Here is a 21,954-nt window from a genome sequence, read left to right on the forward strand (position 1 = left end):
TGAAACCAATTACAAAAACAAAGGGTCGTGACTATGAATATTATCATAACTGGAGGGGCGGGTTTTCTCGGAACCCTACTTGCCAAATCACTACTAAAAGAAAACAAAGCTGAAAGTATTACTATTGTCGACATTCAAAAGTCGCGCTTAGAGGGCATTGATGACCGAGTCGTTTCTTTAGTCATGGATATGACAAAGCGAGAAAATATAGACCAAGTTATTACTGCCGAAACGACACACATTTTTCATTTAGCGGCAATTGTATCGAGCCATGCTGAGCAAGATTTTGATTTAGGTGTAGCTGTAAACCTGACGACCACACAGTTATTGCTTGAGCGTTGCCGTAAAGTAAACCCTAATATTCGTTTTACGTTTGCTTCATCTTTAGCTGTCTTTGGTGGTGATCTTCCGGAAACGATTACACCAATAACAGCACTTCATCCTCAGTCATCCTACGGGACGCAAAAAGCCATAGGTGAGTTATTGGTTAACGACTATGCCCGTAAAGGCTTTGTTAAAGCTGTATCCGTACGTTTACCGACTATTTGTATTCGCCCTGGGAAACCAAACCTTGCCGCTAGCTCTTTCGTAAGCGGAATTATTCGTGAGCCTATGAATGCTCAAGAATCAAATTGTCCTGTAGACCCTACGCTAAAACTTTGGATATCGAGCCCGTCTAGAGTGGTGGACAATATTCAATATGCAGGGCTAATGCCTTATGAGCAGTTAAATAATCTGTCCTATAGAACGCTTAATTTACCTGGTATTCAAACTACACCAGCTGAGATGATTCAAACAATGGACACTCTAATGGGTAAACAACTTTCTAATTATATTACTTATGAGCATGATGCGGGTATTGATCGTATTGTGAGTAGTTGGCCACAAAAAATTGATTGTACTAAAGAACTGGAGCTTGGATTTAAAGCAGATAGTAATTTCAAGGATGTATTACAACAATTTATTTCTGTTAACAATATGGAGATTGTCTAATGTTACCAACCTCAGTAATTGGACTAATAGTAGCCGTATCAGTCCTTGTTTTTCTTGTATTACGTACAAAAGTACATGTGTTAATTGCGATGTTAATTGCGGCATGTATCGCAGGTATTATTGGTGGGTTAAGTGTTGACGACACGATTGCGACCGTTAGCAAAGGATTTGGTGGAACATTAGGCGGTATAGGGATTGTCATCGGTCTCGGCGTTATGATGGGGGCTATTTTAGAGGCTTCTGGAGCAGGAGAAAGTATTGCCTATAATTTTATAAAGTGGTTAGGAAAAAAGAAAGAAGAGGCCGCTCTTGCTGTAACTGGCTATATTGTTAGCATCCCAATCTTTGTGGATAGCGCGCTTATCATTCTTTATCCAATTGCGAAGTCTTTGTCAAAAACGTCCAATCGCTCGATTTTAACGCTTACGGTTGCTCTGGCGGGCGGCTTGGTCGTAGCGCATCACGCTATTCCGCCGACTCCAGGGCCTTTGGGCGTTGCTGGTATCTTTGGTGTCGATCTTGCCAGCATGTTAGGTTTTGGTTTGATGATCGCAGCGCCTTGTGTCATGGGTATTGTTTGGTATGCAAGATGGTTAGAAAAGCAGTTTCCTGAATTCATTCCAACCGAACATTTCTCGAAGTCTAGTGAGCAACTGATTAATGATCACAAAGAGTACATTGCAAGTAAAGAAGCGAAAGACCTACCATCTTTAAGTAAATCTATCGCTCCAATTATTATCCCTATTTTACTTATACTTGCGAAATCAGTGATGGGTTTATTAGAGGGGACTTTCGGTTTCGAAGGGCTGACTGCAACAACATTTGGTCAATTTATCGCTTTTATCGGCAGCCCTACTATTGCACTATCAATAGCGACGTTATTAGCGGTTTATACATTGGGTAATAACCTTACCAAAGAAGAAGCGAATGAAAAGATGGAACAAGGAATCTCCACTTGTGGCATCATTTTGTTAGTAACAGGAGCTGGTGGCGCGTTAGGTGCCGTATTGCGTGAAACGGGTGCGGGCGCAGAGATTGCTAACCAAGTTGCAGGGCTTCCTATTTCTGCGGTTATGATTCCATTTATTATTGCGACGTTAGTTCGTATTATTCAGGGATCTGGTACAGTCTCCATGATAACCGCTGCTTCTATATCTGCCCCAGTTTTAGTAAATATTCCTGACGTTAACCTTTTATTCGCAGCGACGGCAGCTACGATGGGATCTCTATTTGCTGGCTACTTTAATGACTCGCTATTCCATATTGTTAATCGACTAATGGGGGTGACTGAGGTTAAGAAACAACTCATTATTTGGACTATTCCAACAACAATTGCTTGGGCTATTGGTGGTTCATTAGTCATGATTCTTAACTTATTCTTCGGATCTCATGGTTCAATCTTTGATCCCGTGTTACCACTTGCTGTACTTTTGGGGTGTGTTGCATTTACAAAATCTTACAGCGCTAAGCACGTCGAATTACAAGAGGTATAAAGGTTTACTTGTACTCTTCCATAAAGTAAAAACCTATCACAACATGTATTTTTATCAGATGGTTTAGAGATTGTTAATAATATGAACGGCCCTATGTTTGGGCCGTTTTAGTTCTTATAAATAAACTATTTAAATTGAACCGATATAGGTTCCGTTTTCAACTTAATCAATATGAAATGGAATTGTTATTTCCCGCTTAGTAAGCGATTACCTATAAAGGTTCTATTCGAGTTTAACTCTAGTGATTTTACTCTAGCGAAGTAGGGTTACTTTATATAAGAGTCCAGTACTTTTAATACGACTTCCATATCTTTTTCACGTTGAGTTTTGTCTTCCTCAAGTACGACGTGTTCAAGTAAGTGACCTTTAATTACTTCTCGCATCAAACCATTTACTGCTCCCCGAATAGCGGCAATCTGCTGCAACACATCTTGGCATTCATGCTCTTCTTCCAGCATTTTTTTAAGTCCATTCACCTGACCCTGTATTTTACTGACTCGAGTGTTGAGCTTCTTTTGATCTCTGGTTGTATGCGACATGTCTTATCTTCTTTAAGTTACGGGCCGAGTTATTCTAACTGATAATGTAGCACTCAATTTATACTGGGGGGTAGTATTTAATACTAGGGGGGAGTATAGTTTGCGATAAATTAGAATCAACAACAGAGAACAACAATGGATTTTGTCGCGTTACTACAACAAGGTAATGGGTGGTTCTTTATTCCCAGTGCCATTTTTCTTGGCGCTTTGCATGGTTTAGAACCTGGGCACTCTAAAACGATGATGGCGGCGTTCATTGTCGCTGTGAAAGGAACGGTCAAACAAGCCGTGATGCTGGGTTTAGCTGCCACACTTTCTCACACTGCAATTGTATGGTTAATCGCTGTTGGCGGGATGTATATTAGCCAGAAATTCACCGCTGAAGCGGCTGAACCATGGATGCAACTTATGTCTGGGGTCATTATCGTGACAACCGGCGTATGGATGTTTTGGCGGACATGGAGCGATGAGCGAGCTTGGAACAAAGCTCAGGATCATGCTCGCGATTGGACGACGCAAGTTGTGGATACAGGACATGGGCATGTTTCGCTTTCGATTACACAGGAAGGGGAGCATCACCGTTTCCAGTTGCGAACACTCAGCGGTAAACCTTTAACTGCTGAAGGTATCAAGGTTTCGGTATCGAGTGATGGTTATCAACCTGCTGATATTTATCACTTTATAGAGCGTGATGGATACTTGGAATCGGCGTCTTGCATTGAAGTCTCTAATGGACTTTCTGTCACTTTGATCATCGGGCACCATGATCATACCCATGACTTTGATGTACATTTTCGTCCTGGTTCTCATTTAGAAAGCGAAGATAAGGAATATCAAGATGCTCACGAACGCGCTCACGCTTTAGACATTCAAAAACGCTTTGAGAATCGAGACGTGACGAATGGGCAAATTCTGCTGTTTGGATTAACGGGCGGTTTGATTCCATGCCCTGCTGCGGTAACGGTTTTGCTTATCTGTTTGCAGCTTAAGGCAATGACTCTTGGTGCGACATTAGTTGTGTCATTCAGTATTGGCTTAGCCTTGACTCTGGTTGCTGTTGGCGTTGTGGCAGCAGTGGGCGTGCAAAAAGCGACATCTAAATGGAGCGGTTTGAATGATGTTGCACGTCGAGCTCCTTACTTATCGGGCGTCTTGATCAGTGCAGTTGGTTTATACATGGGTATGCATGGATACATATCGCTGACGAGTTAAACTCTGTGGTAAAGATTCTTTTCCTTTCTTTTTGCATTGGTAATGGCTTAATGCCTTGGTTTGCCTATTTTTCTGCCGATTTTTGATTGATAATCACTCGATCTGACATCGCTGCCATATCTACAAACCAAGTCATTCTCGCTTCATCAAGCATCTCGTATTACAACCGCTGCGATTGTGGCTCTAATATTCGAATCTGAGATACTAAATGATAAAACGGGAGCACTGACCAAAGCGATCCCGATAGTCAAAACGCTAATTAGAAGTCTTTTCTTTAATGTTCGATACCAATTTGGTCGCATAGTTAAATTTAACTATGCAAACGTTTCCTTTTGCGTACTCGTCCCTTCGCCAAACCTCGTAGAAATGTGACGTTTTGAAGACTTTTTTTCCTTCTGTCTAAAGTAATCGGGAACCAAGCAGATACATAGTTATAAAGTTATGTCTTGCTCTGCCAAACAGACCCAAAATGCAGTTTGGTTGGTTTTGGAGAAGAAAGGCTTAGCGCTCGATTAATGAGCATCAATTGAATTGTATTGAGACAATTATAATGAAAAGAATCATCTTATTAGCAGTCTGCGCCATGTTTGGTATTGCTGTCGTGGCGAGTATGGCATCAACGTACCTAATTTCGAGTCAGAAAATCGATGACATCATCTTAAACAAATCCCAAGTTCAAGCTGAGTTTCTAGCGGGAAATGCGAGTTATATTTTGGAGAACTCAGCCAATCCAATGCAAGATTTACAATCGCTTGTTGAGGGGCTGAAACAACGTTCAGACGTGAGTTATGCCGTTGTAATTGACCGTAACGTAACGGCAGTAGCCCACAGTGATAAGCACAAGCTGAACAAAACCTATAACGATGAATATACTGTTGAAGGCGCGACGAGAGGTGTTCAACAGTACTCAAAGTGGTATGCCGATGTCCAGAAAGTATGGGTGTTTGACATCATGGCACCAATTTATGTGGATGGTCAGTTATACGGTACTTTTGATATTGGTATTCCTATTACCGAAGTGAGCCAAGCGACGAATGGAATTATTACTTACCAGTTGATCTCTATGGTGGCGATCTTCGTTATGTGTGTTTTGATTCTGTCACTTCTGCTAAATAAACTGATGAGACCGCTTTCTGCGCTTAAAGACGCTCTACAAGACATCTCAAAAGGAGACGGAGACTTAACCGTTCGTTTGCCAGCGAAAGGTAATGACGAAGTCGCGCAAATTTCTTCTGCTTTCAACGTTTTTGTTGGGAAAGTACATGAGATTATTACACAAGTTGTAAATACTGGTGTGGAGCTTAATAGTTCAGCTGTCGCTTTGCGTGGGCAATCTCAACAAGCGCTCACAAGAGGGCAAGAGCAGAACGAGCAAACCATGCTGGTTGTCACATCCATGAACGAAATGATTGCGACGGTCAATGAAATTGCCTCCAATGCTGCCGGAGCGGCAAATGCTGCGAGTGCAGCAAGTAATGAAGCGCAAGATGGCTACACGACGCTAGAAAGAACCAAAACGGCGATGACTAATCTTGAAAACGAGATGAACAGCACTTCCAACATTATCGTGAGTCTTGCTGAAAATACTCAGTCGATTGGTAGTATTCTAGAGGTGATTAGAGGTATTTCGGAGCAAACCAATCTATTGGCTCTCAATGCGGCTATCGAAGCGGCACGCGCTGGTGATGCCGGCCGAGGTTTTGCAGTAGTTGCTGATGAAGTTCGCAACCTAGCGACTAAAACGGCTCATTCTACCGATGAAATTGACAATATGATTCACCAGCTACAAACTGAAGCTCAAAGTGCGGTGAATTCAATGAGTAATAGTAAGACTCTTATTGAAGAAGGAACGGCAGAAACTGAGTTAGCTCGACAGGCTTTAGAAGCAATAGCTGCACAAGTGACGACTATTTCAGATATCAATACTCAAGTAGCAACCGCAACAGAACAGCAATCAACGGTAGCAAACGAAATTAATATGAACATGGATACCGTCAGCCACTCAGTGAAAAGTGCGCTAACAGCGAGTGAGCAACTAGAAGAATCAAGTCAACAACTCGCGGAGCTATCGCGAACACTCGATCGTCACGTAGGAGCGTTTAGAATCTAAACGCCAACTGACCCTCTTTAATAAAAGCCAGTAAATGTTAATTGCTGGCTTTTTTATTTGAGAAATCGAGTCTCAAATCGCTTAGCGGTGTTTGTCCTTTCTAGACGATAAAACAGAATACGATAAATTAGTTGAGTAAAGCTTAGCTAGGCGTTAAGTTTTGCGTTTTGCTTTAAATGTTCAACAAACATAGATATTTTCTTAGCTACATGTTTTCTAGACGAGTAAAAGGCGTAAAGCACTAAATCCTCAGGTTCGTACTCTAGAGTGACGATTTCTAGCTCACCATTTTTGATCTCATTTTGGCATGACTCAATTGGCAATATTGCGTATCCAAGCCCTGATAACGCGCCATATCTGGCGAGATGACCGCTGTTTACTTTGAATGAAGATTGCACAGTTTGAGTAATATGGCCCCCAACAGGGTTTCTGAATACCCATGGTGCACCATTTACTGCGGTAAGCGTCGTGATGCAGGGAACATGACTTAGATCCGTAATTTTGTAAGGGGTGGCGTATTTCTCAATTAGTTGAGGCGCGGCTAAAATGGCACTGGGCCAGCGTTTTATCTCTCTCGCCACCCAGTTACTGTCTGACAAAGTCCCTCTATGAAAACTCAAAATGACATCAAAGCTATCAATAACATCATCTTTAGGGTTTAGCGTTGTATCGCAAGACAAAGAGATTGACGGGTATTGCGTGCAAAAGGTGACAACCGCTTTGGCCAGTACAGGTGTGTCTGGCATAAGAATTCGCAGTTCCCCTGTTACCGTGTGTGAGTGGCGCGTTACCGTTTCTAGTGCGGCGTTGAGTTGCTCCAATAACGGACGAGTGCTGCTATAGAGCTCTTCTCCAGCCTCGGTAGGCGTCATTCGCCTTGTTGTTCTATTGAACAACCTAATGTTTAACTTTTCTTCAAGCAGGGCAATGTGTCGGCTGACATTTGATGTTGGTATATTCAAACACTCAGCGGCTCGCTTAAAGCTGTTGTTCTCATAAACACAGTGAAAACTTTTTAACCAGATTTGGTCAACGTTATCAAACATTTCATTATCCCATTTTATTGGATTATCAAGCCAGCATATCGCACTTTATCCCTGTACTAAGTTACATACAATTTTATTTACAAGTTTAAGCGAACAAACAACGAGATATCGCGCTAGAACGTAATCAATAGTGGTGAATTTATGAGCTGGTTAGAACGGTTATTTGAGAATAAAAATATAATAGGTTCGCGCAAAGCGTCTATCCCTGAGGGCGTTTGGACAAAGTGTCCTGAGTGTGAACAAATACTTTATCGTGCCGCGTTAAAAGAAAATTTGGAAGTATGCCCTAAATGCTCATATCACATGAGAATGGCTGCGCGTCAAAGGTTGATCTCTTTTCTGGACCATGGAACACAACAAGAGTTGGCAAGTGAGTTGGAGCCACAAGATATTTTGGGTTTTAAAGACTTAAAGCGATATAAAGAGCGAATTGCTTTAGCGCAGAAAACGACTGGAGAAAAAGATGCGTTGGTGGTGATGCAGGGCAAGTTATTGGGGCTGCCTGTTGTTGCGTGTGCATTCGAATTCTCTTTCATGGCAGGCTCGATGGGCGCAGTGGTTGGCGAGAAGTTTGTCCGAGCAATTGAAAGCGCAATTAATACAAAATCTGGGTTAGTATGTTTTTCCGCTTGCGGAGGGGCGCGCATGCAAGAGTCTTTGGTGGCACTAATGCAAATGTCAAAAACCAGCGCCGCGTTAAACCACTTATCTGAGCACAGATTACCCTATATCTCAGTATTGACGGACCAAACTTATGGTGGCGTCTCGGCGAGTTTAGCCATGTTAGGAGACATCAATATTGGTGAACCTAAAGCAAGTATTGGCTTTGCGGGAAGACGTGTCATTGAGCAAACGGTACGTGAAAAGTTACCAGACGAGTTTCAGCGAAGTGAATTTTTACTAGCGCATGGTGCGCTAGATATGATTGTCGATAGACGTGAAATGCGCGATCGCGTTGGCCGCTTACTGGCTAAGTTAACCAACGCGAGGGTGGTCTCAGAATAGGTTATATTAAAGTTAGACTTAGTACTTGCGTTTATTGAGCCGTAATCATTACAAACCGTTCATTTTGCCCCCATCTTGGTTCCGCATTCATTAGGCTGAGATCCAACGCCGTTTGGTATGGGTCAACAGCAAAATGGTCGCTTACTAACCCCCAGAGCATCCAGTTGATTGCGGTTTCATTCTCGGTAAGCTCTTCGAGTGGCGCTTGGAGGAAAAAGTACTCATCTTCGCCATCGTAACCGAGCCGATCATAGATAATGTTGCGTAGCTCTCGATCCAAATCATGTTGGAGGTTGATTGAGTCGTACAGTTGCTCTTCTGTTGGGCCATTCTCATGGTGATAAACATTGCGTTTTGACTCTTTGTGTAAAGTACCTGCGCCAGTTTCAATGCTTACTTTCTTTTGCGAGTGTTGCTCAAGAACTTGAATGATTTCATCCTCTAGTTGATCGAGTTTACTCAGCAAAACTTGATTGTTTATGTCACCAGCGGGGGAGGCCATCGTTTGGAAGGCTTTCACTCTCTCGTAGACTGCTTTCCCGTGAGGAAGGGCTGCAAAACACTGTTCTTGGAGCGCTTCATTGGCTTGCCAAATGCCCGAGTAGAGCTCGTAATCATGTGTATATGGTTGAAGCTCTTCAGTATCTTCCCCTAATAATTCTCGCCAGCGCTTTTGCCACTGTTCTTCTTTTGCGTGTTTTACACGCGCGTATTGCTTAACCCAGCGGTTACGAAGTTTTACCCCAAAAATGGCAAGTCCCCATGGAGCGAGCAAATAAAAATAATAGTGAGAAGAGTTATCCCAAAAGTAACCGTAAACGTAAACACCAAAAGCAAGCACCCAAGTTCCAATAGTACAAGCAATAACCCCGGACATTATTGATGATTGGCGCTTTGTTTCTCTTAATGTATTACCTTCAGCACATAACCAAAAAATGCCGCCAAAAACAAAGGCAAACGTTGTCATGAAGTAGGCAATCCCCGCTCCCAAAAATCCCCAAAGTGACATGTATTATCCCTAGCCAAATATCTGCTTTATTCACTCATCAATGACTGGAGGAGTAAATGTGTTTGATTTGGCGGAGAATTTACCATTAATGCCAACCTTTTGATATGCACTCTATGACTTATTGGGAATGAGTCACAAATAAAAATAGATGGTATCAAGCATCAAAATTTAATTTAGAACCTTTGATTGTCGTGAACTCTATCTGGAAGAGTTAAGGGGGGGCGTTTAAGGGCAATTTTCCTCATAAAGTCGTTATTTAGAAAAAGGTAAATTAATGTTTTTATTGATAATTGTGAGTTTTTTGGGAGTGGGATTGCTCCCATTTAATTAGAGTAAAAGACCTATTTTTGGGAGCGGTTTCATAAATTTTATGATACTGATTTCACTGTTTGAGCTGTAAAGAATATAAACCCCCACTCAATGTATGTTAATAATCAATGAGTGTTGTTATGTCTCATATCCGTTTTTTCCCGCGCCATCGTTTGGCGCTTGCTTGTATTCTAGCGAGTGTGTCTGGCTTCTCTTTTGCACAAAATCAGTGTGCTGTTGCTGATTTACAACAATCGCGAGATCTGGCTACTGCCGTTTCTGGTGCTGAGTATGATTGCTACCACGCTTGGTTTTCAGCACCTTCAGAAACGCTGAATGATATCTATAGTGAAGCGAGCCTAAGCCGTATCCAAGTCGCGCTGGATCAAGAAATCGCTCGCTATCGTGGTGAAGCAGATCAAGCTCGTATTCTAGAGAACCTAGGCGAATTTATTCGAGCGGCCTACTACGTTCGCTACAACGCTGGTACTGGTACACCCGAGTTTTCGCAAGCGTTGAGTCAGCGTTTTGCTCAGTCGACGAACCTATTCCTAAACAACCCTCATGCTTTGGATCAAGGTCGTGAACAAGTTGGTGCAATGAAGAGCCTGACTTTGATGGTTGATAACGTTAAGCAGTTGCCGCTGACCATGGATAGCATGATGGCCGCGTTGATGCACTTTAATCGTGAAACCGCGCAGGACACGCAATGGGTCGATGGTTTAAACAACTTGTTCCGCTCTATGGCAGGCCATGCGGCGAACGATGCGTTCTACCGATACATGGCAAACAATACACACCATATTGATACGTTGGTGAAATTCGCATCTGATAATGCTTGGGCATTAGATACGGATGCAAGCTTTATCGTTTTCAATGCATTACGTGAAACTGGTCGTTTGCTCGCGAGCCCAGATCAGGAGACCAAACGCAAAGCATTGGCAGTAATGCAACAGGTGATGCAGCGTTATCCACTGGGTAGTGAGCATGACAAACTATGGCTTGCTGCCGTTGAAATGATGAGCTACTACGCACCAGAAGGCCTAAATGGTCTGAATATTGAGCAAGCCAAGCAAGATTTAGCTGCACGTGTAATGCCAAATCGTTTTGAATGTCAGGGACCTGCCATTATTCGCTCTGAGGATCTGACCGATGCTCAAGCAGCGAAAGCGTGTGAAGTGCTAGCGGCAAAAGAAGCCGACTTCCATCGAGTTGCGAATACGGGTAATCAACCTGTCGCTGATGATTTGAATGATCGTGTTGAAGTGGCGGTATTCGCGAGTAACACTAGTTACGTTGATTACTCTTCATTCCTATTTGGTAATACAACGGACAACGGTGGTCAGTACCTAGAAGGTGACCCTTCAAAAGCGGACAATACTGCGCGTTTCGTCGCTTATCGCTACGCGAATGGTGAAGATCTCTCTATCTTGAACCTAGAACATGAATACACGCACTATTTAGATGCACGATTTAACCAATACGGTTCGTTCAGCGATAACTTGGCTCATGGTCATATTGTTTGGTGGCTAGAAGGTTTTGCTGAGTACATGCATTACAAGCAAGGTTACCAAGCTGCGATTGAGCTGATTGCAGATGGTAAACTGAGCCTTTCCACTGTGTTTGATACCACGTACTCTCACGATACCAATCGTATCTATCGTTGGGGTTATCTAGCTGTTCGATTCATGTTAGAAAATCATCCACAAGACGTCGAAAGCTTGTTGGCATTGTCGCGCTCTGGCCAGTTCGAACAATGGGCACAGCAGGTGACGTCTTTAGGTCAACAATACGATGCTGAGTTTGAACGTTGGTTGGACACATTAAAAGTGGAACCTGAGCAACCTGATACAGACCCAGAAGAGCCAACAGAACCAACAAGCCCTGAAGCACAAGTGACTGAATTGACGGCGAACCAAAGCCTTCAGCTCAGTGGCGAAGCATACAGCGAAAAACTGTTCTACGTTGATGTTCCAGCCAACACCGTTAACTTCAATGTATCTATTGAGGGTGCGGGTGATGCGGATCTTTACATGAGCTACAACAAAGTCGCGCATTACTATGATTTCGAAATGAGTCATTATGCTGATGGCAGCAATGAAGAGATTGTGTTTGAACCAGAGCAAGATGGTTACGTTAAAGCGGGTCGTTACTACATCAGCTTAACTGGACGTGATAGCTATGACTCAGTGAATCTTGTGGCTGCGTTAGAAGTGGAAGCGCAAACACCGCCAACCCAAGTGCAAGATGATTTAGCACCTGTGGTATTAGAGTCTGGTGAAGCCAAAATGCTTACCGTTCACAAGCAGCGTTATGCAGCAGTTTATGTGCCTGAAGGTGTTGAAGAGGTTCGTGTATGGCTAACGGCTCACTCTCAAACTGGTAATGTCGATCTATACGCGAGTAGGGAGCATTGGCCTACAGTAGAGCAGCACGAGTATGCGTCCAACTATGCAGGCAGCAATGAATACCTTGCGATTCCTGTTACTGAAGCAGGGTACGTGCACTTCGCTCTTCAGGCTCCAGAGCAAGGCGATGACGTTGAAATGCTAGTGCACTTCAACTAAACAGGTTCGATTAACTAAAGTCGAGATAAAACGTCGCTGATACAGCGACGTTTTTGTTTATATCGGACACGATTATAAACAAACAGCGGCGAATGCTAGTTAATCGGCTGGTTTATCGAGTTATCAGTTGCCCTTTTTCTAAACGGCTTTAGGTTTGTATTGCAATTTACCGCGCACATAAACTTTTTTAGCGACGCGTTCTGTGACCTAGCTTCTGATTTGTGCTTCCCAAATGGATACAATATATATGCACCCCGTGCAATAAAGTGAAAAGGGAAAGACATGAAAACGCTTATTTATGAAACGTTGATTAGCCTTGCTAACCAAGAACCAGAACAACATGCAAGAATCCGACAAAATCTCTATGAACAGTTGGATCTGCCGTTCGATAAGCAGCTGGCTTTGTATTCTTGTGCCCTTGGTCCTGCAAGTTCAGGCAAGTTGGAGAGCAGTCAAGGCATTAACAACGCGGTAGATTGCGCGGTTAAACTGCTTGAAACTCCTGAGCGCTAATTCACTCGTTGTTTTAATCACGGCCCGAACCCCAAGGGCCGTTTTTAATTGCGGTTAAATTGATTTCAACGTCGTTATTACTCTGCTCTTTCCGCTAGCACTTCTTTGAATGCAAACATGCCGTTTAATGCCGCGGGAAAACCTGCGTAGACGGACATCTGCAAAATGATCTCTTTAATCTCATCCTCGCTACAGCCTACATTCAGCGCTGCATTTAAGTGCACTTTTAGTTGCGGCGCGCAATTCCCCATTGCCGTTAGCGCGGCGACGGTTGCGATTTCTCTCGATTTTAGGTCTAAGCCCGGGCGAGCATAAATATCGCCAAACGGATACTCAATGGTGTACTGAGCTAAATCTGGACAAATATCTTGTAAGGTTTCGATGACATTATGACCAGCGTCGCCATCAATTTGAGAGAGTAGTTCTAATCCTTTGTTAAAGCGTGATTGTTCCATCGGTATGTTCCTAGTGAATAAACGTAAACACACCTTAATCGTTAGAGTTAACTCTAAGTCAACGAACTTTTCCGCTTTTATACAAGGCAATTTTTTCTTCTAGAGCCGATAAGTGCTTTTTCTGTTGCTCAATGTGGCGTTTGAGGTTTTCTTGGTGTTGTTCTAACAGGGCTTGACGTTGTGGTACAGATTGAGAGCCGACTTCCCTTAATTTGGCATACTCTAGAATCTCTTCAAGTGGCATTGCAGTTTCTTTTAAACACTTAACAAAGCTTATCCAGTTTAGATCTTTCGAACTATACATTCGATGTCCACTCGCGTTTCTATGGACATGTTTAAGTAAACCGATTTTTTCATAGTATCGAAGTGTATGAGCAGATAGCCCGACGAGGTCAGAAAATTCTTTGATATTCATTATTATCCTCCAAGGTAGAGCATACCCCATAGAGACAAGCTAAGTTTCGCATTTTGAAGTCATTTCGGGACAGATACAAACAGAAATCTTTAGTCTTTTAACGCTAGGTATGGTGATTTACTGGATTTTTGAAACGCGCCAAACGTGATCCATCTGCCAGTTTCGTTTTATTAACAATTGATTACTCAACGGGTTGGCTTGGCTATTTTTATCCTTTGGGCCTATTTTAGGGCGTACGTAGGTCTTATGTTGCATCTTTTTTGATTGATATTTTTGCTAAATAAAACAATGTCTTAGGTTTGTTCTGGGCTGTTTGGGGTGTATGTTGTGTGCCCGTTATTCACTCAGAACGATTTATCGCTGTGCAATGGATGAGTCGCTACGCCTTCGATTTCAGCCTTGAGTTAGTGCTAAAAGGGTGAGTGCCTCTGATGAATAGCTTTTATAATTTCGATTATTGAATTCACTCACAAAAAAATGCAAACAAGTAATCGTGAGTGGAAACGAGCAGGAGAACAACATGAGTGGCTCACAGGAAACACAATCATTCGGTGCAAACGTTATCTTACATGCGTTTGATTGGAAGTATGCTGACATTGCCCAACGAGCAAAAGAAATCCGCAAGCTTGGTTATGGCTCTGTGTTGGTTTCGCCACCAATGAAAAGCGCACACGATGAGCGCTGGTGGCAGCGTTATCAACCACAAGATTATCGTGTTATCGATAATGCCTTGGGTGATACCAAAGATTTTATTCATATGGTTCGTGAACTGGAGCAAGTTGGTGTGTGGGTTTATGCCGACGTAGTGTTTAACCATATGGCAAATGAGGCCCACCTTCGCAGAGACCTTCAGTACCCAAGACAAGAGGTCTTGGAGGAATACCAGAACAACAAGCAGAAATATCAGTCGCTAGCGTTGTTTGGCGATCTATCTCAACCACTTTTTGATGAAGAGGACTTTGTTGAAGCATTCGGCATTAAAGACTGGAAAGATAAGTGGCAGGTTCAAAATGGACGTATCACAGGTGGGCCAACCGACCCTGGCTTGCCAACTCTTCGTGTTTGTGACCATGTCGTTGAACAGCAGCGAGCGTACCTAACGGCGCTGAAAGCTATTGGTGTGAAAGGTTTTCGTATTGACGCTGCGAAACACATGACGTTAGAGCATCTTAAGCGTGTTTGGACAGACGACATCACGCGGGATGTGCATATATTTGGTGAAATTATTACCGATGGCGGTGCGACGGAAGAAGAGTATCAGCTGTTTCTTGAGCCGTATCTACAGGAAACTCGCCTAGGTGCGTACGATTTCCCTTTGTTCTCAACCATGTTTAAGGCGTTTGCTAAAAAGGGCAGCTTCAAGTCTCTGATTGATCCCTATTGTTTTGGTCAGGCTCTGTCCCCCGGTCGTGCGATTACATTTGCTATCACACATGATATTCCTAACAATGATGTCTTTCTTGATCTCATCATGGACGAGGAAAACGAATGGTTAGCTTATGCCTATATTCTAGGCCGAGATGGTGGTGTGCCGTTGATTTATACCGACTTAAACACCAGCGGTATTAAAGGTAAAAATGGTCAGCCAAGATGGCAAGGTGCATGGAGCGATCCGAGAATGGCAAAAATGATCCAGTTCCATAATATGACGCATGGCGAGCCGATGAGTGTTCTTGAAGGTAACGATGACATGCTCGTACTTAAGCGAGGTGACAAAGGTATTGTGGTGCTTAATAAATCACAGCGTCAACAGTCTTTGACATTAAAAATCGATGGTAATTGGGTTGATTTGATGACAGAACAAATCATTCCAACTGACGGTAAGTTAATCGTACCATCTAAGTCGTCAATGTTACTCGTCGCGAACTAGAAGATGTACACACCGAGGTTAGCAACTTCGGTGTGTATGTTTTTCATCGTCATTCACGTTCTGCTGAAGTTCAATAGAAACTCAAACTCTCTCGTTTTTGCTAGAAATTTATGAGCACTCGTTAACGCAACATTCTGCTTTTAAAAAACCAATTACGTCATCTAAGCACTGATACTCTGCAACACAAAAAAGGGTTCTACCCTCGCGGCGCTGGGTGAGAAGACCAGCTGAAGCAAGGCTCGAGATATGATGAGAGAGAGTGGATGCTGGAATGCCAAGCTTTTCTTGTACGCCGCCTACCGCGATACCTTTGTATCCCGCTTTGACGACTTCTTTGTAAATACTTAAACGAGTCGGATGCCCTAACTCTTTTAGTGCTTTAGCAACGGCTTCAAGCTCCATACTGACCTCTAAAGAATGACCACAGTAATTTTGTTTCGATAATAGGGAAAGTCTCGGTAAATGCCAACTATTACGATCTCAGAACAATTTAAATCAGATGAGATTCATACTGGCTCATGCCTTCATGACAACAATTGTCTGTTCTAATGAGACAGATCAATCTTCATTATTATTTCACGCCACGTTCAAAATCCCTCGTCTACACTCAATGTTGAGTTGTCAGTTGGCAGACCAAGGAGGCGGCCATGATTGCGGTTCATAGAGATTATTGTTTGTCTAACAGTTCGGAGTTACATGCCCACGTTAAAGTCAATCCTGTCGGTAAATTAGAAGTTGAGATTGTTGAACTTCAAGAGCGCCACACCACAGAGTTTGATGATTTGTCTTTTGAGAGTCGTGGGTGTGAAACTCGAATCTGTGGTAAAGAAGACACAACTCCGTGGCAGTTCAATCTTGCAGTTACTGATGCGTTAGAGCTTTCTCATTTAGTGGAAGAAGCAAACGAAGAGTATGAGATTTTAATGAATGATCTTATGTAATATCGAGAAGATCATTTTATCCTGCACGGCGTGTGGCTCTGTACTGAAAAAATAAAAACCTCCCAAGCGGGAGGTTTTTAATATGGAGTGCGTTATCGTTGGATAGGCTCTTCTCTTGGTGGTGTTAGCTCTTGGACGTTATCTTCATTAAAGTCATCGGCGTAACCTTTAGGTGGCGGTGTCCAACCACGTTCTGACCGCGATAGTTTGTCATGACGATCTTTTTGCATCTCTTCCGCCATTTTCTCCTCTAACTGAATAAACAGTTGTCGGAAATTGTTGTCATAGCGTTCACCTTCAGAATCATCTTCCCAAGCTTTGTAGAGTATTTCTGACTTACGTGCTTCAACACGCTTATATGTCGCCTTCTGTTGTTCAACAAAGAAGGGGTGAATGCCAAGTGCTTTCATTGTGTGACCGCCCATCTCCAATGCAGAATGGTAGGTCTCTGATTCAATAATATCAGCTCCCGCTTGACGCAAAAGATAGCCATGTCCACGGTCAAAGGCACGTGCAATCACTGTTACTTTTGGGTACGTGTGCTTAACGTACTTCACCAGTTCTACACTCGATTCTTGGTTATCAATCGCCACAACCAACGCAGCGGCGTGCTCAATGCCGGCTGTATGTAGCATATCTGGTCGAGTCGCGTCGCCAAAATAGGCGCGAGTGCCAATCTGGCGCATGTTATCGACTTGGTCAGATTGATGGTCAAGTACCACGGTAGTCACGCCGTTTGATACCAATAGGCGATTCACTATTTGTCCAAAGCGGCCGATGCCGGCGATGATCACCGTGCCTGTTTCCTCAATCGTATCGCTTTCGCGTTCATTTGACTGGCTTTCAAAGCGCGGCAGAATCACTCTATCAAACAGAATAAACAAACCTGGTGTCAGGAACATCGAAATCGCAACCACTAACGCAAGAGTTTGTGAAAGTTCAAATGGGATGACGTGGTTTTGCACTGAAAAGCTTAGAAGCACAAAGCCGAATTCACCTGCTTGAGCCAAGCTTAGGGTAAACAGCCAGCGGTTGCTTCCTTTCACCCTAAATATCAGTGCAAGAATAAACAGCACCAAGGCTTTCAAAACCATCACGCCAATGGTCAATGCCATGACCAACCAGAAATCACCAAAAAGGACCGAGAAGTTGATCCCTGCGCCAACGGTAATAAAGAACAGACCTAACAATAGGCCTTTAAATGGTTCGATATTGGATTCTAACTCGTGGCGGAATTCACTGTTCGCCAATACAACGCCAGCCAAGAAGGTTCCTAAGGCAGGAGATAAGCCCACTAAACTCATCAGTGCAGCGATACCAATGACAAGCATGAGTGCAGTTGCGGTAAAGATTTCTCGCAAACCAGAGCTAGCCACATAATTGAGCAGCGGTCGACTTAAAAAGTGTCCACCAACGACGACGATTGCAATCGATGCTGTGATTACGATGCCGTATGCCCAGCCGGGCAACCCCGCAACGAGGCTTAATTCTTCATGGTGCGCTGCGGCTGTTTGTGCTGCGGACTGTGCCTGTTCAATTAATTCAGGTAAGGCCAATAGGGGAATGAACGCCAACATTGGTATCACTGCAATATCTTGAAAAAGCAACACGGAGAAAGCGTTTTGTCCACCTTCCGTCTTCGTTAATCCTTTTTCGCTAAAAGTTTGCAAAACAATCGCAGTAGAAGAGAGGGCGAAGATCAAACCTATGGCTAAGGCTATGGTCCAAGGCTGGTCAAAGTATAAGGCAATACCCATAATCGCCGCGACGGTACCGCCGACTTGCAGACCTCCTAAGCCCATTAAGCGATTGCGCATCGCCCACAACATTTTGGGTTCGAGCTCTAAGCCAACGAGAAACAGCATCATCACCACGCCAAACTCGGCAAAGTGCTGGATTGTTGTTGTTTCTTCACCGACTAAACCGATAATTGGGCCAATGACCACACCTGCGATGAGATAGCCTAAAACGGACCCAAGTCCCAAACGCTTAGCAAGTGGGACTGCAATTACAGCAGCAATCAAATATACGAAGGCTTGTAAGAATATCCCTGTCATGAAGCCTCCTTAATGAGCTCTGGCAATGCGCTGTTAAGCTTGATTAATGACGCCGCAGCTTCAACATCCAACCTATCTTCGACTAAAGCTGTTAGCAGGCTCTTGTACCGCTCAACATGACGAGGGATTCGCCCTTCTTCATCTGCTGTACGTGCGCCAAACATCGCGAGAGGGGCAATGTAGTTCATGCCGGTCAGTGCGGACATTTGTTCAATAGGCGCAAGCAGTTGACGAATCGTAAAGTGGTTGTAGCCCTCTGCCTTATAAGCTTCTTCTTTGCCCCCTGCAGACAGCACACAAAGCATGGTCTTGCCTTGCAGTGCTGTGCCATCTGTACCGTAAGCAAAGCCATATTCCAAAACCAGATCTTGCCACTCTTTTAAAATCGCAGGCGTTGAATACCAATATAGTGGGAATTGGAAAATCACCACGTCATGCTCACGTAAGCGTTGCTGCTCACGGTCGATATTAATATCGAAACGAGGGTATTCGCCATAGAGATCAACACATGTCACGCCTTCAATTTTTTGAGCTTCTTTGAAAAGTGGAGTATTCACTTCTGAACGATGCTGGGAAGGATGAGCAAAGAGAATGAGTACTTTTTTATTTGCCATAGGGATCCTTGCTATCTAAATAACCATGCCCAGTAGGAGCGCGGGTTGGTTAGAAAATGTAACTCATAAATGATCGCCAAGCTAGTTTGGAAAACTGTTTAAGCTGTTTCAATATCAATAAAAAACCACCAAATAAATTGGTGGTTTTGGGAAGTGTTACGTTTTACTAATCATGAATAGGGACGACTAGAATATCCACCGGTGACTTGTTAATTAAGTGTCTGGAGTAAGAAATAATCTTGCTCCAGAAATCTTGGTGGTGGCCACAAATCAGAAGATCCACTTCTTGCTCTTTAATGGTGACCTCTAATTTATCAGCTAAGTCGCCAGTACCTACGAAGAAATGTTTAAGTGGGTAATCCATGTAATCACTAAATGTTTTTAAACATTCCATTGAATGCTCATTCAACGGCCTTTGATCCGGGTTTTCTTTAATGTCTACAAGCTCACGATAGATTTCTCCGTGCGTACCATCAATATGAATAAAGGAGATATCGGAGTCGAGATAGTTTGCCATTGATACCGCTCTGTCGATAAGCACGGTGCTTTCATCTGACAGTTCGAGTGCAACAAGGATATGTTTGTATTTCATAACCACGCCCTTATGTGGATTATCTTTACCCTAAGCATAGTATGGCTTGGATAAAAATTGTGTTGCTAAGATCTCGAAATTGTTCAAAGACTTGTTAAAAAGTTAATGTGATATAACAACTTACTGTGAAACTTTCTTTTTGTTCACATTTGGTTAGAAAGCTTGCTTTTTGAACAAAAAAGCGGCTACACTCTGTGCATCATTTCTCTAGGAGATTACGCCAACATGAAGAACTAAACCTGTCATCCATATTTTTACTTATTTTTTGGATCTGCAGGGTTAGTAGGCGTAGCTCACTTTCCGATATTTCTTTGCAACAAGACGACTTTTTGATTTGACGTATATCGTCGAGCTTTACATAGAGCTTAATGCGTTTGTGCACGCGTTTTGTTGCCATTTCAAATCATAGCTACGGCTGTTGTCCCTGTCATACAGGAGGCAAATTATGCCAGTTTTACAAGCTTTTAATGTTAGCCATCAGTTTGATAATGGCGATACGCTATTCCAGTCTATTTCTTGTTCCATGACTAAACGACGTGTTGGTTTGGTTGGGCGCAATGGCATCGGCAAGTCGCTTTTGGCTTCCATTTTGGCGGGCGAAACTCAGCCTGCCAGCGGTGTTGTGACTGCTCCCTCTTCTTTCATGATGTATCGCCAGCAGCCGTCTGATCTGCTTTCAGGTCAGCAATCGATCGCCCAGTTTCTGGGCAAAGATGCGGTCTTGCATGCTTTAAAGCAGATTGAACAAGGTGATGTTTCTGAACATTGGTTCGAACTGGTTGGCGAGCAGTGGGATATTGAATTAAAACTCAAACAGCAGCTCGCTGCGATGGGATTACCGCAAGATCCTGATTTCTCTTGTGCTCGGCTCAGTGGTGGTCAGTTGGCGCGTTTGCAGTTATGGCAGTTATTTGAAAACGAAACGGAGCTTTTGATTCTCGATGAACCATCCAATCACCTCGATACCGAGGCGAAACAATGGTTGATAGAGTCTATGACGCACTTCAGCGGCGCGATTTTACTCATCAGTCACGATCGTGAGCTGCTGCGAGAGATGGAGGAAATTTGGGAGCTATCGGGCCTAGGTTTACAGGCTTTTGGTGGAAATTACGATGTGTACGCCGAGAAAAAACGCACTGAACTGCAAGCGGTCGAGAGGCAGTTAGCGCAAGTCGATAAACAGAAAAAACGGTTAGCCGAGCAAGCCCAGAAAAATCGCGAAAAAGCAGACCAACGCGCCGCGCAAGGGAACAAACTGCGCAAAGACGGCAGTCAGCCCAAAATTTTGCTTGATGGAAAAAAGGATAGCGCGACCGCCAGTGCCTCAAATCGCAATAAGAATGAGCAACTCAGACAAGCGCATTTACAAGCCAAAGAACAGGCGTTGCAATCGCGACATGAGCAGCTCAAGGCGCAAAAGTTTTATCTTACAGATAATCCGAACCGTTCGCGAAAAGTATTGTCGATACAAGAAGGTATATTACCTTTTGGGAATTCTACACCTATCACGTTGCAGATTTTTGCGAACGACAAAGTCCATCTCAAAGGGAAAAATGGCTGCGGAAAATCAACCTTGTTAAAGGCATTGCTTGGCGAGTTATCGTTGCAGAGTGGTGAGTTGCAAGTGAATACGTCTTTGTATTATCTCGACCAACATTTTGGCGCAGTGAATCCAAATCTTTCGTTACTTGAAAACGTAATGGAGAGCTGCCAAGAGATGACGGAAAGTGAAGCGAGGACCTTATTGGCCGGGATCGGTTTTCGTCGAGATGCTGTGTTTCGGTTGGGGCGCCTACTGAGCGGTGGCGAGAAGATGAAGCTCGCGATGCTGATAGTCAGCCACCAAAACTCTCAGCCTTTGCTGCTGCTTGATGAGCCAGATAATCATCTCGATCTGGAGTCAAAAATAATGCTTAGTCAGGCGTTAAATGTATACAAAGGTGGATTTGTTCTGATTAGTCACGACCAAGATTTCGCTTCTGAGTCTGGGGTTTTGCGCCAAATCGAGCTGACTTAGACGAAAGAGAGTAAACGTCATCGTAGCTCTTCAGTATTGTTCCCAAGTTCTACACTTCCACTTACTAGTTTGTAGAACTGGAAGGAAATGAGGGAGTTAGGATGGCTTTCACAACTCGTTTAATGAAATTAGATTCATTTTGTCGATATATAGTAGAGTTCTGATGTATTGCACAAAAAGACAACAGAAAAATAAAA

At 43.4% G+C, this 21,954-nt stretch carries 19 protein-coding genes; 10 read left to right on the forward strand and 9 right to left on the reverse strand.

Translation table 11 applies throughout. From position 1 onward, the window contains the following. The first annotated feature begins 33 nt into the window (after positions 1-33). Both denD and R7O03_RS03815 read left to right on the forward strand, forming a co-directional pair. Entirely contained in the window at positions 34-993 is a 960-nt protein-coding gene (gene denD, locus R7O03_RS03810; RefSeq protein WP_167415906.1) for a D-erythronate dehydrogenase, read from the forward strand. Beyond that, positions 993-2,486 (forward strand): GntP family permease, encoded by a 1,494-nt coding sequence (locus R7O03_RS03815; RefSeq protein WP_005375369.1) that lies wholly within the window; start codon positions 993-995, stop codon positions 2,484-2,486. Before denD ends, R7O03_RS03815 begins: the two co-directional genes overlap by 1 nt. A gap of 266 nt (positions 2,487-2,752) precedes the next feature. Here R7O03_RS03815 and rcnR read toward each other — a convergent pair whose 3' ends face one another. Then, entirely contained in the window at positions 2,753-3,025 is a 273-nt protein-coding gene (gene rcnR, locus R7O03_RS03820; RefSeq protein ID WP_005375370.1) for a Ni(II)/Co(II)-binding transcriptional repressor RcnR, read from the reverse strand. 135 nt (positions 3,026-3,160) lie between these two features. Between rcnR and R7O03_RS03825 the strand changes: the two genes are divergently transcribed. Then, positions 3,161-4,237, forward strand: coding sequence for a nickel/cobalt efflux protein RcnA (locus R7O03_RS03825; RefSeq protein ID WP_318131509.1), 1,077 nt, complete (start codon positions 3,161-3,163; stop codon positions 4,235-4,237). Positions 4,238-4,787: 550 nt separating this feature from the next. After that, positions 4,788-6,347 carry a methyl-accepting chemotaxis protein gene (locus tag R7O03_RS03830; RefSeq protein ID WP_017635256.1) on the forward strand — a complete coding sequence of 520 codons (1,560 nt, stop codon included), beginning with the start codon at positions 4,788-4,790 and terminating at the stop codon, positions 6,345-6,347. A 146-nt stretch (positions 6,348-6,493) separates the two neighbouring features. Here R7O03_RS03830 and R7O03_RS03835 read toward each other — a convergent pair whose 3' ends face one another. Next, a complete protein-coding gene (locus tag R7O03_RS03835; protein ID WP_005385088.1) occupies positions 6,494-7,393 on the reverse strand; it encodes a LysR family transcriptional regulator in 900 nt (299 codons plus the stop codon). A 141-nt stretch (positions 7,394-7,534) separates the two neighbouring features. On the opposite strand from R7O03_RS03835, the gene accD reads away from it, so the two are divergent. Beyond that, positions 7,535-8,398 carry an acetyl-CoA carboxylase, carboxyltransferase subunit beta gene (gene accD, locus R7O03_RS03840; protein WP_005385089.1) on the forward strand — a complete coding sequence of 288 codons (864 nt, stop codon included), beginning with the start codon at positions 7,535-7,537 and terminating at the stop codon, positions 8,396-8,398. A 31-nt stretch (positions 8,399-8,429) separates the two neighbouring features. Here the strand turns inward: accD and R7O03_RS03845 are convergent, their stop codons facing one another. Beyond that, the gene (locus tag R7O03_RS03845) at positions 8,430-9,407 is read right to left on the reverse strand and encodes a hypothetical protein (protein WP_005385090.1); all 978 of its coding nucleotides are present in this window, start codon (positions 9,405-9,407) and stop codon (positions 8,430-8,432) included. Between the two features lie 449 nt (positions 9,408-9,856). On the opposite strand from R7O03_RS03845, the gene R7O03_RS03850 reads away from it, so the two are divergent. Both R7O03_RS03850 and R7O03_RS03855 read left to right on the forward strand, forming a co-directional pair. Then, positions 9,857-12,283, forward strand: a complete 2,427-nt coding sequence (locus R7O03_RS03850) for a M9 family metallopeptidase (RefSeq protein WP_318131511.1) — start codon at positions 9,857-9,859, stop codon at positions 12,281-12,283. 282 nt (positions 12,284-12,565) lie between these two features. Next, positions 12,566-12,796, forward strand: coding sequence for a PAS factor family protein (locus R7O03_RS03855; protein ID WP_005375384.1), 231 nt, complete (start codon positions 12,566-12,568; stop codon positions 12,794-12,796). A gap of 77 nt (positions 12,797-12,873) precedes the next feature. Here the strand turns inward: R7O03_RS03855 and R7O03_RS03860 are convergent, their stop codons facing one another. Next, positions 12,874-13,251: a carboxymuconolactone decarboxylase family protein gene (locus R7O03_RS03860; protein WP_005375385.1), complete on the reverse strand. Its 378-nt coding sequence runs from the start codon at positions 13,249-13,251 to the stop codon at positions 12,874-12,876. Between the two features lie 58 nt (positions 13,252-13,309). Continuing rightward, on the reverse strand, positions 13,310-13,666 hold the full coding sequence (locus R7O03_RS03865; protein ID WP_318131513.1) for a MerR family transcriptional regulator: 357 nt from the start codon (positions 13,664-13,666) through the stop codon (positions 13,310-13,312). Between the two features lie 520 nt (positions 13,667-14,186). On the opposite strand from R7O03_RS03865, the gene R7O03_RS03870 reads away from it, so the two are divergent. Beyond that, on the forward strand, positions 14,187-15,536 hold the full coding sequence (locus R7O03_RS03870; protein WP_053350526.1) for an alpha-amylase family protein: 1,350 nt from the start codon (positions 14,187-14,189) through the stop codon (positions 15,534-15,536). A 108-nt stretch (positions 15,537-15,644) separates the two neighbouring features. On the opposite strand, the gene R7O03_RS03875 is transcribed toward R7O03_RS03870, so the two are convergent. After that, a complete protein-coding gene (locus R7O03_RS03875; RefSeq protein WP_005375388.1) occupies positions 15,645-15,938 on the reverse strand; it encodes an ArsR/SmtB family transcription factor in 294 nt (97 codons plus the stop codon). Positions 15,939-16,183: 245 nt separating this feature from the next. Between R7O03_RS03875 and R7O03_RS03880 the strand changes: the two genes are divergently transcribed. Next, a complete protein-coding gene (locus R7O03_RS03880) occupies positions 16,184-16,477 on the forward strand; it encodes a hypothetical protein (protein ID WP_005375389.1) in 294 nt (97 codons plus the stop codon). 92 nt (positions 16,478-16,569) lie between these two features. Here R7O03_RS03880 and R7O03_RS03885 read toward each other — a convergent pair whose 3' ends face one another. The 3 genes from R7O03_RS03885 to R7O03_RS03895 form a co-directional block, all read right to left on the reverse strand. Next, positions 16,570-18,534: a monovalent cation:proton antiporter-2 (CPA2) family protein gene (locus R7O03_RS03885; RefSeq protein WP_005375390.1), complete on the reverse strand. Its 1,965-nt coding sequence runs from the start codon at positions 18,532-18,534 to the stop codon at positions 16,570-16,572. After that, the gene (locus tag R7O03_RS03890; protein ID WP_005375391.1) at positions 18,531-19,148 is read right to left on the reverse strand and encodes an NAD(P)H-dependent oxidoreductase; all 618 of its coding nucleotides are present in this window, start codon (positions 19,146-19,148) and stop codon (positions 18,531-18,533) included. Before R7O03_RS03890 ends, R7O03_RS03885 begins: the two co-directional genes overlap by 4 nt. A 166-nt stretch (positions 19,149-19,314) precedes the next feature. Then, on the reverse strand, positions 19,315-19,740 hold the full coding sequence (locus tag R7O03_RS03895; protein ID WP_005375398.1) for a universal stress protein: 426 nt from the start codon (positions 19,738-19,740) through the stop codon (positions 19,315-19,317). Between the two features lie 445 nt (positions 19,741-20,185). Between R7O03_RS03895 and R7O03_RS03900 the strand changes: the two genes are divergently transcribed. After that, the gene (locus tag R7O03_RS03900) at positions 20,186-21,757 is read left to right on the forward strand and encodes an ATP-binding cassette domain-containing protein (RefSeq protein WP_137283091.1); all 1,572 of its coding nucleotides are present in this window, start codon (positions 20,186-20,188) and stop codon (positions 21,755-21,757) included. The last annotated feature ends 197 nt before the right edge of the window (positions 21,758-21,954 follow it).

The sequence above is a fragment of the Vibrio sp. Vb2960 genome, from assembly GCF_033337665.1.
Classification (GTDB): domain Bacteria; phylum Pseudomonadota; class Gammaproteobacteria; order Enterobacterales; family Vibrionaceae; genus Vibrio; species Vibrio alginolyticus.